Origin of the sequence: Virgibacillus sp. SK37 (assembly GCF_000725285.1) — a bacterium.
Classification (GTDB): domain Bacteria; phylum Bacillota; class Bacilli; order Bacillales; family Amphibacillaceae; genus Virgibacillus_Q.
Window position 1 is genome coordinate 597,511 of sequence record NZ_CP007161.1, and the last position, 12,953, is coordinate 610,463.

14 protein-coding genes are annotated in these 12,953 nt (G+C 34.8%); 9 read left to right on the forward strand and 5 right to left on the reverse strand.

The annotated features are described in order from the left end of the window. Window positions 1–42: 42 nt before the first annotated feature. The 3 genes from X953_RS03110 to X953_RS03120 all read left to right on the forward strand — a co-directional run bounded on the left by X953_RS03110 (window position 43) and on the right by X953_RS03120 (window position 3,840). Window positions 43–2,043 carry a retron Eco8 family effector endonuclease gene (locus X953_RS03110; protein WP_040954311.1) on the forward strand — a complete coding sequence of 667 codons (2,001 nt, stop codon included), beginning with the start codon at window positions 43–45 and terminating at the stop codon, window positions 2,041–2,043. Between the two features lie 236 nt (window positions 2,044–2,279). Then, window positions 2,280–3,281 carry a reverse transcriptase family protein gene (locus X953_RS03115; protein ID WP_052350025.1) on the forward strand — a complete coding sequence of 334 codons (1,002 nt, stop codon included), beginning with the start codon at window positions 2,280–2,282 and terminating at the stop codon, window positions 3,279–3,281. Between the two features lie 379 nt (window positions 3,282–3,660). Further along, window positions 3,661–3,840: a DUF2187 family protein gene (locus tag X953_RS03120; RefSeq protein ID WP_040954312.1), complete on the forward strand. Its 180-nt coding sequence runs from the start codon at window positions 3,661–3,663 to the stop codon at window positions 3,838–3,840. Window positions 3,841–3,891: 51 nt separating this feature from the next. On the opposite strand, the gene X953_RS03125 is transcribed toward X953_RS03120, so the two are convergent. After that, entirely contained in the window at window positions 3,892–4,443 is a 552-nt protein-coding gene (locus tag X953_RS03125; RefSeq protein WP_040954313.1) for an NADPH-dependent FMN reductase, read from the reverse strand. Window positions 4,444–4,690: 247 nt separating this feature from the next. Here X953_RS03125 and X953_RS03130 point away from each other — a divergent pair, with 247 nt between their 5' ends. Further along, window positions 4,691–6,166, forward strand: coding sequence for a UDP-N-acetylmuramoyl-L-alanyl-D-glutamate--2,6-diaminopimelate ligase (locus X953_RS03130; RefSeq protein ID WP_040954314.1), 1,476 nt, complete (start codon window positions 4,691–4,693; stop codon window positions 6,164–6,166). Between the two features lie 16 nt (window positions 6,167–6,182). Here the strand turns inward: X953_RS03130 and X953_RS03135 are convergent, their stop codons facing one another. Continuing rightward, window positions 6,183–6,557: a hypothetical protein gene (locus X953_RS03135; RefSeq protein WP_156958435.1), complete on the reverse strand. Its 375-nt coding sequence runs from the start codon at window positions 6,555–6,557 to the stop codon at window positions 6,183–6,185. Between the two features lie 3 nt (window positions 6,558–6,560). On the opposite strand from X953_RS03135, the gene X953_RS20470 reads away from it, so the two are divergent. The 3 genes from X953_RS20470 to X953_RS03150 all read left to right on the forward strand — a co-directional run bounded on the left by X953_RS20470 (window position 6,561) and on the right by X953_RS03150 (window position 9,063). Continuing rightward, a complete protein-coding gene (locus tag X953_RS20470; RefSeq protein WP_369792720.1) occupies window positions 6,561–6,728 on the forward strand; it encodes a hypothetical protein in 168 nt (55 codons plus the stop codon). A 238-nt stretch (window positions 6,729–6,966) separates the two neighbouring features. Further along, a complete protein-coding gene (locus X953_RS03145; RefSeq protein ID WP_040954315.1) occupies window positions 6,967–7,521 on the forward strand; it encodes a TetR/AcrR family transcriptional regulator in 555 nt (184 codons plus the stop codon). 18 nt (window positions 7,522–7,539) lie between these two features. Continuing rightward, a complete protein-coding gene (locus tag X953_RS03150) occupies window positions 7,540–9,063 on the forward strand; it encodes a BCCT family transporter (RefSeq protein WP_040954316.1) in 1,524 nt (507 codons plus the stop codon). Between the two features lie 69 nt (window positions 9,064–9,132). Here X953_RS03150 and fetB read toward each other — a convergent pair whose 3' ends face one another. The 3 genes from fetB to X953_RS19700 all read right to left on the reverse strand — a co-directional run bounded on the left by fetB (window position 9,133) and on the right by X953_RS19700 (window position 10,958). Continuing rightward, on the reverse strand, window positions 9,133–9,897 hold the full coding sequence (gene fetB, locus X953_RS03155; protein ID WP_040954317.1) for an iron export ABC transporter permease subunit FetB: 765 nt from the start codon (window positions 9,895–9,897) through the stop codon (window positions 9,133–9,135). Further along, window positions 9,894–10,616, reverse strand: coding sequence for a phosphate ABC transporter ATP-binding protein (locus X953_RS03160; protein WP_040954318.1), 723 nt, complete (start codon window positions 10,614–10,616; stop codon window positions 9,894–9,896). Before X953_RS03160 ends, fetB begins: the two co-directional genes overlap by 4 nt. A 171-nt stretch (window positions 10,617–10,787) precedes the next feature. Further along, entirely contained in the window at window positions 10,788–10,958 is a 171-nt protein-coding gene (locus X953_RS19700) for a hypothetical protein (RefSeq protein WP_156035932.1), read from the reverse strand. A 195-nt stretch (window positions 10,959–11,153) separates the two neighbouring features. On the opposite strand from X953_RS19700, the gene X953_RS03165 reads away from it, so the two are divergent. Both X953_RS03165 and X953_RS03170 read left to right on the forward strand, forming a co-directional pair. Then, on the forward strand, window positions 11,154–11,858 hold the full coding sequence (locus X953_RS03165) for a response regulator transcription factor (protein ID WP_040954319.1): 705 nt from the start codon (window positions 11,154–11,156) through the stop codon (window positions 11,856–11,858). Continuing rightward, window positions 11,855–12,850, forward strand: coding sequence for a sensor histidine kinase (locus X953_RS03170; RefSeq protein WP_040954320.1), 996 nt, complete (start codon window positions 11,855–11,857; stop codon window positions 12,848–12,850). The genes X953_RS03165 and X953_RS03170 overlap by 4 nt, the downstream gene beginning before the upstream one ends. Window positions 12,851–12,953: the final 103 nt, after the last annotated feature.

Consider the following 12,953-nt stretch of genomic DNA (forward strand, 5'->3'; position numbering starts at 1 on the left):
GGAATAAAGATATTTGGCAAAGAGTAACTAGGAGATTAGAGTATGCTAAAAAGAGTAAAATTAGTGAACTGCAAGTCTATCAAGAAAGTAGATATAAAGATTGATAAAAACAACTGTATTATTGGCCAAAATGGAGTAGGTAAAACAACCTTTATAAAAGCCTTACAATACTTTTATAACTCTCTTGAAGGCAAGAAAAGTGATTTTATAATCTTTGATAAAAATAATCCTTATAATGAATTTGCTGAAATTGAGCTAATCTTTGATTATAAATACTTTGTCAATGTATATGAAGTTTATTGGTTAAAAAAAATTATTGGTGAGATGAAGCAAAGCGATTTTATGGATAATATAGGAGAATTAATTTCCTTTGTAGACAGAAATAATATGTTAGCAATTAGATTATATATAGATAAAGAAGGTAATACAGAATGGGCACCGAGATTATCCTTTGAATTACGTAAAGTACTTAAAACAATTTACCCATTTTACTATATATCAATTAAAAATAATGATCATACAAATTGGGAAACACTATGGGAAATGGTTGGAGATATGGCTAAACTCCCAAGCTTTAACTTAGAAGAGGATCTTGGTGATTTAATATACCAACAATATGGTGAGTCATATAGGAAAATTATAGATATATTAAGAGATAAACTTGATAGAAATAATATAGTAATTAGTCCTTTTACCAATCAAGAGAAGTTCTTAAATGCAATCAAGCTACAATTAGGTGGGGAGAAACTAAGGTATAAATATAAAGAGTTGAGTTACTTTTCTGAAGGGACAAACTCATTTAATTATCTACAGTTATTTTGTAGTTTAGTGGCAAAAATAGCAGAACAAAAATTAAAGATTCCATTACTATTAATTGATGAGCCAGAAGTAGGATTGCATCCGAAGTATATAGACGATTTAATGAGTAATTTAATCAGAGATGAAAATAAAAGTCAAAGTATTATAGTTACACATGCCCCTAGAGTATTAAAAAATGTTATTAAGAAAACCCAAGATTACAACATTTTACATGCAACCAACCAGATGAATGGTTATGCAGACATAACGACAATTTATCAATTCCAAGACCATAGGGAAAGAAATATATTATCAGATGAAGAATCTAGCTACTATTTTTCTGAACAAATTGTATTTGTTGAAGGTGATACAGAATTAGAGTTGTTTGACAATAATAACTTGCTAACTCTTTTTCCATTTTTAAAAAAAATAGACTTTTACTCATTCGAAGGGAAGACTGTAAAAATTTCAACAATACACCCAGATATTAGAAATACGAAAATCCCATATATAATTATAGTAGATAATGATTATATCTTTGAAGTTGATTATGCTGGAAAGGTATTGCTAAAAAATGGGCAAAAGGATTTCCTAAATCCACTGGACAATGTAAGATTTAAAAAGCAGCATGAGAAAGAAATGTTTCACTTTGGGGGAAATGGAAAATTATATGATATAAGAATGAAAATAAATTCATTAAGTTCATATACATATAGTTTAGATAAGTATTGGTGTATAGTTTATGGGGATTATTTTAAAACATTTAAGGAATTGATTAAGCTTTATTGTTTAAAATATAAAGTTTATCCAGTTAATACAACCATTGAAGGTTCTTTAGTCAATTACAATAATTTAGAGTTATTTAGAGATTGGTTAATAGCTAATAATCCACATGACCAAAATCAAATTAATGACTTATTTAATATCTCAAATAATAAAGAAGCTTTATCAACCGCATTTCGTCTTATTGTTAATGGTAAATATGACACTTTGAAAAAGATAATGAAAGATAACAGAACTAATTCCTTTCCTGATAACATTAGAAAGTCATATCTTTTAATTAATAGATTTAGACGCAGGTATGATAAAACCTCTGGCTGGGTATCTGCATGGTTAGATTATGTTTTTAGTAAAGAAATAAATATTCACAACACGAGAGAGGAACAAGAAAAGCAGTTTAGTATTTACTTTCCAGAACTTTACGATATAATAAAAAATATATATAAGATGAGTAAGAGGGAGTAGCAAGGAATATTAATATAGAGTATTCCATACCTTGAGACTTATATTCTCAGTATTTCTACATAGATTTACATCAGTGGGATATAAAAAGCCAAGGGTCTAGTGTCTCTATTAGAAGTGCCGATCGGCGCACTATAATTTGTTATCATGTTAACTTTGTTAATTGTTATTATAGTCGCTAAGTTGCGCTACGCGTAATTTTGAGAAAGTACTCCCTCTACTCTAAAATGAGGATAGTTATGCAAATATACATATATAGAGAAGATTTCTTTTATAATAAGATACTAGCAACCTCAAAATCACTAGTCGAAGAAATACTAAAAGATAAAAGTAAATATTATACTAAAAGAAAAATCCCGAAAAAAAATGGTTTTCGTACTATTAACTGCCTTGAAAAAAATTCGGCTTTATCAAAAATTCAGCAAAGCATTCGAATTAACTTCCTAAATACAATATCAATTCCAAATTATGTTTATGGTTTTGTATCAGGTCAATCATACAGCGATTATCTGAAACCCCACGTTAGACGAAAGTATTACCTGAGACTAGATATAAAGAACTTTTTTGAAAACATTACAAATGACACTCTGGAATCTGTATTCTCCTATTATTTTCGTCTGAATGATAATAAAAATAATGAAGAATTATTATTACTTATTGATTTAATCACATTAGATGGAAAATTACCACAGGGGGCAATCACGTCTCCCACTATATCTAACATTGTATTTAGGCAATTAGATATTAGAATAAATAAATACTGTAAAAAGTTTAATATTAACTACTCTAGATATGCTGATGACCTTTTATTTTCTACTGATAATAAATTCTTACATAATGATTTTTTCATTAAGAAGATTAAATATATTTTATCTACTAGGGGATTCGAATTAAATAAACATAAAATAAGATATGATCAAGATTCTATCTCCTTAAATGGTTTTGTTATAGAAGATAATATTAGGATCTCAAGGAGCAAACTAAAAGGATTGTCCAGTACTTTATTTATTATTGATAAGCATAGGAGTAATTTTGATATAACAAAATTACTCTCTGATATTAACAATAGTGGATTAAATAGAGAAATTAAAAATAAATATTCACTACTAAATTATTTAGCTGGTTATAGAGCATTTTTATTGCAATTCTTAGATAGAGAAAACCCAGAGGAGTATTATAATAAAAAAGTTTCTAATTACGTTATTAGAATACAAAATTCCATTGAATTGTTACGAGGGTAAGCTTTATTCTTAGACTGCTAAAAATTTGTTAACATTTTGCTAACGCTATCCCATAATAAACGGTAAATCCCCGTTAAAGATGTTACAGTTACAAAATCGTAAAATGTTGATTTACCGCACTTTAGAAACACAACATGAAAGATGTTACAACTTATCATTTTGTGGGCGGCATGATGTAAGCCCACTTTAAACCCATTGATATAACGAGGTCTACCTAAGAGTAGATCTCGTTTTTTATGTGGAGACAACAAAACACACTCACAGTAATATTTTGTAATAAAATTTTCATAAAATAACCATTTTAATTTTACTGTTAAACGGGTATTACATATAATAGAAAGAAATAGTAGTTAATACTAAACAATGGGGTGGAGAATATATGAGTTCAAATAAGACGGTAGAAGTAGGCGACAAGATATCTTTTATGTCTGGAGTACAAGGAATTGTCGAGAAAATTAATGAGAATTCTGTAATAGTGCTAGTTACTAAAAATAATACGGAACATGATTTTGAAGGAAATAAAACGGTTGTAGCTCATAAAAATTATGAAATTATTTAAGTGTTAATAAAAAAATCACCTGCGCTTCGTTTTACACGCAGGTGATTCATTCTATTGCTTCACACTCATTTTTTCTATCCAGTGAACAAAGTTATCCATCACAGAATCAATAAACTGTGCTGTTTGCTCATCGGTTAAATTGCCGTTTTCATCTATTTTCTCATGGACGGCACCTACATAAACTTCATTTCCAGGTAGTGTAATAGTTCCAACGCCAGGTGCATTTAAAATTTGGCGAAGATGCATTTGCGCTTTTACTGTTCCTAAGCGTCCCATTGATGCGCCAACGATCATTGCGGGTTTGTTTACCATTACTTTATCTACACGAGAAAACCAGTCAATAGCATTTTTTAATACACCTGAGATGGACGCATTATATTCAGGTGTCGCAAATAGGATGCCATCACTGTTTCTGATTTTTTCTCTAATATCCTCTACAATATCAGATGGATTTAGTTCATCATCCTGATTATAAAATGGAAGCTGCCCAATTGGTAAAATCTCAATGTCCAGCTTATCCTTATATCTTTCCTGCATAAAAGATGTGAGTTTCATGTTATATGAATCTTTACGGTTACTTCCTACCATTGCAACTATTTTCACGTTTATTCCTCCGATTTTGTTCTGGTTGATTGTTGGGTAATCAGTATATTTTTATCAAATCTATAGTGGCAGTGCAAGTAATCTGTTTAGGTTCAGCCATTTAAATCTAATTTTAGGCTTCCATTTTGTAAATACACTTGTTTTGGTATTGAATTATATGTATCATCACATATTAAATAAATGTTATGTTGATTTCACTTAAAATTTCAACAACACATAAGAACCTGCTAAGTGAGAGGAGAAAAGAATGGATTTCAACAACATCGTTAAAGAACTTGCAACAGAAATGAAAACATTCACAGAAATAACAAGTAGAGATATACAAATTAAAGGGATTGCTTATGATTCACGTAAAGTAAAAGAAGGCTATCTTTTTATTGCGATTAAAGGTGTGCAAGCTGATGGACATCGTTTTATAGATGAAGCAATTAGACAGGGAGCTACTGTGATTGTTGGAGAAAATGACATTTCCCTTGAGGATACGCCGTATATAAAAGTAGATAATGCAAGAAGAGCCCTCGCTATTTTAAGTGACCGTTTTTATCATTCCCCATCTATGAATAAATTTATCATTGGGATTACGGGGACGAATGGTAAAACAACGACAAGCTATTTATTAAAACATGTGCTCGAGCAGGCAGATGTCTCTTGTACGATGATTGGCTCCATTCAAAATAGTGTAAATGGAAAAATCTATCCTTCAATGAATACTACCCCAGGCCCCTTGGAATTAAATCAGCTGCTGTACGAAAGTAGGGATGAAATTGTAGTTATGGAAGTCAGTTCTCACGCATTAAAGCAATGTAGAGTAGATGGTATACTTTTTGATGTCGCATTATTCACTAATTTAAGCCATGATCATTTAGATTATCATGCTTCCATGCAAGAATATTTTAATGTAAAGAAACTATTATTTGATAAGCTGAAAAAAGGCGGAAAAGCTGTAGTAAACAGTGATGACAGTTATGGTGAACAGTTGTTGGAGATCTTGTACGAAAAGGGAGTTGCTTCTTTTACTGTTGGAAGAACAAAAGGAAATGATGTTAGACTTGTGTCCCTGAATGATTCGCAACAAAAGATGAAGCTATATGATGGAGTGAACCCCTTTGAGATCGATACAAAATTGCCCGGAATGCACAATTTTTATAATATGGCGACGGCGTATCTTGCAGCAAAAATAGCGGGAGTAGATACCGAGGCAATTGCTTTGGCCCTTACTAACTTCACAGGTATTCCAGGTCGTTTTCAGCAGATAAAAAGCGATGGGGTAACTTGTGTTATTGATTATGCCCATACTCCGGATGCTGTTTTTCATTGTTTACAAGCAGCAAGACAAGCAGGTGCTAAACAGCTCAAGCATATCTTTGGCTGGCGCGGGGGCCGGGATGAGACGAAACGGAGCGAAATGCTCTCCATTTCTGCAGAGATTTCTGATTACTATACATTAACATTAGATGATTTAAATGGGGTCACACAGGAGAAAATGATTTCGGATATAGAGAAATTACAGAGCGAAAATGGCATGTCTAATGGCACTATTATTCCGGATCGAACTCTAGCGATAATGAAGGCGATAGAAGATGCTACGACAGGTGACTGGATTGTTATCACAGGGAAAGGCAATGAGGAATACCAGCAAGATTTCCACCTTGATAGTAAATCAGATGAAGAAACAGTCACATATTGTTTTAACAATTTAGTGATAAAGGGAGAAGAGGAATAAGCTTTTCTATATCGTGCTATTTCTCTCTCACCTCTATCATTATTTTTGTTACGTAATGATCTATCCCATTAACAGATATTTCATCTAGTATGTATTCTTCATATGCCCAGTTTCCCAATTTTAAATGTGCTTTCTGGATATAGTGAAGAAGCTTGGCATAGGTTTGATCAATGGTAGTCTCTCGGCCAATATGGTATCCAATAACACAGAAGCCTGCTTCCTTCGCATAGGTAATTGTCTGAGTCGGAACCGTTTCCAGTCGGTTATACAAATAATAATAATTGTCGAAGTCTCCATCCAGCACTTCTTTTCTCCTTATCATTCCACCAATAGGATGACCGCTATCTACCTTCATCTCTTTTAAACAAGAATGGAACTGTGAAATAGTCAAGCAATGCTGGATACCCTGAAAAAAGAGTATCCAGCCCAGACTATTTATTTGAGTGTGTATGAAAATAATCTGCCAGCCATCTATTTGTACGAAAAATTTGGTTTCGCATTTATCGAAGAACGAGATATAAACGGAGAAAAAATAATGAAGCTAGAGACTGCGATGAAATAAACCGCAGTCTTTTTGTATGAATTGAAATAAGTATAAAATAAGATTCTCTGCAAAAAATTCTAATATGTGGGTTGACTTGAAAACGCATCCATTGATACTATGGCCAAGGTAGAAAGAGCGTTCTATCTATTTTATTTATAAAAGTAATCCTATATGGCACAAATAACTCTAATCGCTGTAAAAATGTACAACCAGGTTGCATCTTCCCCTGGTTTAATTTTATGAAGGAGGTAAAGCAGTGGGGAGATCAATGAAAAAAGAGAAAATACTTGAAGTAGCCGAACGTTTATTTTATGAGCATGGCTTTCGTGGAGTAGGTTTAAAACAAATTATTCGTGAAGCAGATGTAGCCACAATGACGCTTTATAATCACTTTTCCTCAAAGGAAAGTCTTGTGCAAGAGGTTTTGAAACAAAGGGAACAGCGATATTGGAGTTATTTGGATGCGCACATCGAGAAAAATTCAGATTTGCCAATTTTACTTGCATTGGAAGCACATGGAGAGTGGCTGAAGCATCAATCCTACAAAGGAGATATGTTTCTTCGTGCCATGGTTGATTATGCGGGTTTTAATAGTGAAATTGTAACTATTGTGAGAACACATAAAGATAGGTTATTACAATACTTTCAAGAATTGGCAAGTCAAAGTGTGGATGGAGATGCAGATGAATTGGCATATCAGTTCACGCTTTTGATAGAGGGAGCGACATCATTAACTGCTTTGGTAGGGGCGGACAAGGCTACAGAGCATTCTCTAGCTATCGCCCGCAAATTAACGAGCAATATTAACTAATTAAGGAGTAGAGTTTATATGAAGCAAGTTACAAGTGTATTTTGGGTATCTATTGTTATTTGTATAGCCTTTGTTTTATGGGGTTCCCTGGCTCCTGAAAATTTAGGCACCGTAACAGGAGATATACAAGGATTTCTAACTAAGAACTTTGGATGGTTTTATTTATTATCTGTTACTATATTTCTTTTATTTTCTATTTATTTGATTTTCAGTCCTTATGGAAAAATTCGTCTTGGTAAGCAAAGTGACCGACCAGAGTATAACAAAATTACATGGTTTGCTATGTTATTTAGTGCTGGTATGGGAATTGGGTTAATTTTCTGGGGCTCAGCTGAACCGCTTGCCCATTTTGCGGCTCCACCAAACGCAGAGCCTGAAACAATTGAGGCAGCCAGAAATTCTTTGCGCTATACATTCTTTCATTGGGGTTTCCATACATGGGCGATTTACACGGTTATTGGATTGGCCATTGCCTACTTTAAATTCCGCAGAGAAGCACCTGGTTTGATCAGTGCAACATTTCAGCCGATCCTAGGAAACAGAGTGAACGGGCTAATTGGTAAGACAATTGATGTAATTGCCGTATTTGCAACCATATTTGGTGTAGCTACATCTCTTGGCTTAGGCGCTTCCCAGATTGGTGGAGGTCTTGCTTTTCTTACCGATATTGATAATGATTTCTTAACGCAATTTATTATTATTCTAATTGTTACCGTACTATTTATGTTCTCTGCATGGACAGGTATTAGTAAAGGGATTAAATATCTAAGTAATACAAACATCGTTCTAGCCGTTATATTAATTTTGCTAACTATTATTATCGGACCTGGTGTCTATATTATGAATTTATTCTCTTCTACTTTAGGTGAATATTTACAAAATATCCCTTCTCAAAGCTTTGAGATGGCTCCTTTTGATGCTAAGCATAATGAGTGGATCGAAGGATGGACAGTCTTTTATTGGGCATGGTTCATTGCATGGTCTCCATTTGTAGGGACCTTTATCGCTCGTGTTTCTAAAGGAAGAACAGTAAGAGAGTTTGTTCTTGGTGTTCTAATTATTCCTAGTTTGTTTAGTATGTTTTGGTTTGCTGTATTTGGAGGGGCTAGCTTAAAACAAGAACTTGATGGAGTAAATACAGGTCTTTCTGATTTAGCAACAGAGCAAGCATTATTTGGAATGTTTGAATCGATGCCATTTGGTATTATTTTGTCTGTAGTGGCAGTGGTCTTAATAAGTACATTTTTCATTACCTCAGCAGACTCAGCGACGTTTGTACTTGGTATGCAGACAACGAATGGAAGTTTAAACCCACCTAACACGGTGAAACTTAGCTGGGGAATTATTCAGGCGGCAACTGCTTCCGTTTTACTTGCTTCAGGTGGACTAGAAGCATTGCAAACAGCATCTATCTTATCAGCATTTCCGTTTGCAATTATTTTGCTGGTAATGATTTATTCCTTACTGAAAGCATTGAAGGAAGACGCCAGGCGTACATTCCAAAAACCAGATGAAAAGACAAATAAGAATAAAGTGAAATAAACAAAGGCAGAAAGGGATCATTCCTTTCTGCTTTGTTGTGTACTAAAGATTATATATGAGATAGGAAGCTTACTCTCTTATTAGGCTTTCCCTTAAAAACTGCATTCGCTGGTTAAACAGTGTTGGATAAGAAAGATAACCGAGCATGATGCTTGTAGTCACTGCAGTAGTTAGCAACAAGAATAGAATGAGCAATTGAAATAATACTGCTTGTACTGGATCAGCCCCTGCAATGATTTGCCCACTCATCATTCCTGGTAATTGTACCAATCCGATTGTTTTCTGACTCTCAATAGTTGGAATGGTACTTGCTTTAATCGAGGTAATTAACTGTGTATGGACGGCTTGCTTGGGTGTACCACCAAGTGATAAAATTAGCTCCGTTTGATTTTGTCCCGTTTCCATTTCCGCGGTAAATCGGTTAAGGAAAAGAATTCCTAGTACCATCGAATTTCCGATAACCATCCCGCTAATTGGTATGACGTATTGGGCGGTAGGTGGAGTTATATCCAGACCTAATAATATACTTTGGGTTAAAATTTCGATAAACAAAAAGGTTACGATCAGCTTCCAAGTAATCCCTTTGATGGAAGCTCCCTTTTTCCTGGCATTTTGTGTAGCTGCCCCAACCATTAATAACAGCATCAGAACTATATATACAACGTTTTCCTCATTAAACACGAATTGAAGAACATAACCTACAGCGAGTAATTGAATAATGGAACGAACTGCTGCAATAATGGTATCTCTTTCCAAGCCGAGCTTAAACGTTTTCGATAAGATAAGAGGGATGATAACAAATATGAGGGTGATGCTTAAGGTTAAATAACTCATTCCATTCCACCCTTTATAAATTGTTTTACTCTTTCATTTTTTGGATTAGTTAGTAGATCGCTTTCGCCTGTTTCCACTACTTCCCCATCTATCATGACCCAGGTATAATCGCCAAGGGATAAGGCTTGCTGGAGGTTATGAGTAATCCATATGATGGTCGTATTGTATTTTTTGTTAATTCTTAGGATTAGTTTTTCGATGTCTTGCTGGGATACACGGTCAAGTGAAGATGTGATTTCATCAAGCAGTAGTACTTGGGGTTTATTCACGAGTGTTCTCGCAATGGATAATTTTTGACGCTGTCCTCCAGATAGCTCTTGTGTATTTCTACTCATGTAGCTCTCCTTCAAGCCCACCACTTTTAGTAATTCGATTGCCAATTCTTTATGTAACTTTTCACCTTTCAGGGTAAGGGGGAGCGCTAAGTTTTTTTCAACACTTCCATTAATCATGGTAGCCTCTTGCAGGGCAATTCCTACAGTTCTCCGTAATACAGTAGGTGGATACTGTTCAATTAATTTATTGTTAATATATATTTGTCCGGAATTTGCCGTTTGCAAGCCATTGCATAATTTGAACAATGATGATTTCCCTGCTCCTGAGGGTCCAACTAATGTCGTGATTTTCCCCTTTGGAAAAAAGCCGGTAATTCGTTTTAAAATATGTATTCCATTTGCTGTATAATCTACATCTTTGAATTCTATAGCTGCTTTGGTCATCTGCTCACTTCCTTACATGTCTCAGGATTTTTACTGTCATTGTATCATGCATCTTCCTGTTTAACTTAAAATTCAGACTGTGAATAAGAGAGGATGGGCTAATTTTAGGCAAAAAAACTTTCTGTGATTCATACATGAAACACAGAAAGTTTAATTAGAGAAGGTGGATAATCAGGGGGAACCCTTATCGTCATCTTTTCGCCTAGCCAGCTTCTCCGCCTCATTATAATCAGCGCTCATATTGAATCTAGCAAAATCTTCATCATCTGCGGTACCATACATACCCATACCACCGAATTCGATATTGATGTTTTTTGGCTTAAGCCTATATTTATCTTTCACGCTCAACACCTCCATAACTTATTGTAACCAGCAGAGTCATAGATTATTCGATTGTGAACTGTAACTGCTGAAGTAACGGCAGTGGATGCTCCGCTTAGTCGCAGGAAAGAATAAGCAGTAAGGAGAGAATATCTTACCAAAACGCTTGCGTGTTATAATGAGGTCATAAAAATAGAGTTAAAGGAGCGGAAATGAATGGAAAAAATCTTGATTATCGAGGATGATCCTAAAATTGCTTCCTATTTGGAATCTTACATAAATAAATATGGTTTTATCGTAAAATCCGTCGTTAACTTCGAAAATATTATGCAATCCTTTCACGAATATCAACCACAGCTCGTTCTTTTAGATATTAACCTGCCGTATTTCGATGGTTATTATTGGTGCAGACAAATAAGAAAGGAATCCATTTGCCCAGTTATATTTATCTCAGCACGAACAGGAGAAATGGATCAGGTAATGGCCTTGGAGAATGGGGGAGATGATTATATAACCAAGCCTTTTCATCCAGATATCGTAATGGCGAAAATTCGTAGCCAGCTGCGCAGGGCGTACGGTGAATATGCAGGCAGTCAAAAAGAGAGGATATTGGAAATAAAAAATCTGAAACTCTATCCAGAGCGTTTTGAACTCCATTTTGGGAACAAGACAGTTCTTTTGACGAAAAATGAGAGTGATATTGTTGCAACATTAATGGATCGTTATCCTCGGGTTGCCGGAAGAGAGGATTTATTGGAGAAGCTTTGGGATGATCAGACATATGTGGATGAAAACACACTAAATGTTAACATTGCAAGAGTAAGGAAGAAATTTCAGGAATTAGATTTGCAAGGGGTTGTAGAAACAGTAAGAGGTGCTGGTTATCGACTGCTAATTACTTGGAGGGACGAAGCGGAATGAAGCTTTTTATAAAAGAACATATTCTGTTAATCATTATCCAATGTATGCAGTTTTCCTTTTTATTTTTACTTCTGTATTTAAGTGATTTTCGTAATTATTTACTCCTACTTTACGGTCTCCTTGTAAATATAGTGTTATTAGCTGTCTATCTGGTATTTCAGTATTATACACGCAGGCATGTTTATAAAAGACTATCCAGTAAAGCAACCAATCTTAAGGAGTTATTGGAAACGACAGACCAAGCTCCAATAGGTGTTGCATTAGATCAGCTAACTAGAACCCAATATCAATTATTTATGGAACAGCTAAAGCAAGCAGAAGACGCACAAAAGCAACATCTTACGTTTATGGACCGCTGGGTACATCAGATGAAGACACCTTTATCTGTTATCGAACTGACTGCCCAAAATCTTGACGAGCCTGAATCATCCAACATTCGTGAGGAAACAGAAAGAATGAAAAATGGACTCCATACCGTTTTAAATATGGCAAGATTACGTACCATACAGGAGGACTTTCACATCAAGCCCGTTGTGCTTGCAGAGCTGTTACATGAGGTTAACCATGAGAATAAACGCTTCTATATACGTAATCAGGTTTACCCACATCTGCACATAGAAGCACCAAAACTTACGGTAGAAACGGATGAAAAATGGCTTTTCTTTATTGTTAATCAAATTATTCAAAATGCGGTTAAATATTCCGCGAAGAAAAGTAATCGGATCGATATTTCTCTGAAGAAGCTAGGAAAGCGAGCTGTGATGGAAATTACTGATTATGGTGTCGGTATCCCGAGCCAAGATAAGAAGCGAGTTTTCCAAGCGTTTTTTACTGGTGATAACGGCCGGATTTTTCGGGAATCTACGGGAATGGGACTTTATCTAACAAAAGAGGTTGCAGATTATTTGGAACATCGGATTGAAATGGAATCTACTGAAGGTTCTGGGACTACTTTTCGCATTCTTTTCACCCCTACACAAACGATATCCTAGCATTTGTTCCTTACAAGAATGTAAGCTGAATGAAAGAGTGTTCGATCGTTTCAAGAGGGGAAATTCCTTACAATATAAGTAGATAAGGTTGTTAAAGTGAATG

What these genes read in the sequence shown, in the direction of transcription:
- X953_RS03150 (WP_040954316.1), top strand. Translation starts at nt 7,540, where the DNA reads ATGAAGCAAGTTACAAGTGTATTTTGGGTATCTATTGTTATTTGTATA.
- fetB (WP_040954317.1), bottom strand. Translation starts at nt 9,897, where the DNA reads ATGAGTTATTTAACCTTAAGCATCACCCTCATATTTGTTATCATCCCT.
- X953_RS20470 (WP_369792720.1), top strand. Translation starts at nt 6,561, where the DNA reads ATGCTGGATACCCTGAAAAAAGAGTATCCAGCCCAGACTATTTATTTG.
- X953_RS03170 (WP_040954320.1), top strand. Translation starts at nt 11,855, where the DNA reads ATGAAGCTTTTTATAAAAGAACATATTCTGTTAATCATTATCCAATGT.
- X953_RS03130 (WP_040954314.1), top strand. Translation starts at nt 4,691, where the DNA reads ATGGATTTCAACAACATCGTTAAAGAACTTGCAACAGAAATGAAAACA.
- X953_RS03165 (WP_040954319.1), top strand. Translation starts at nt 11,154, where the DNA reads ATGGAAAAAATCTTGATTATCGAGGATGATCCTAAAATTGCTTCCTAT.
- X953_RS03160 (WP_040954318.1), bottom strand. Translation starts at nt 10,616, where the DNA reads ATGACCAAAGCAGCTATAGAATTCAAAGATGTAGATTATACAGCAAAT.
- X953_RS03115 (WP_052350025.1), top strand. Translation starts at nt 2,280, where the DNA reads ATGCAAATATACATATATAGAGAAGATTTCTTTTATAATAAGATACTA.
- X953_RS03110 (WP_040954311.1), top strand. Translation starts at nt 43, where the DNA reads ATGCTAAAAAGAGTAAAATTAGTGAACTGCAAGTCTATCAAGAAAGTA.
- X953_RS03120 (WP_040954312.1), top strand. Translation starts at nt 3,661, where the DNA reads ATGAGTTCAAATAAGACGGTAGAAGTAGGCGACAAGATATCTTTTATG.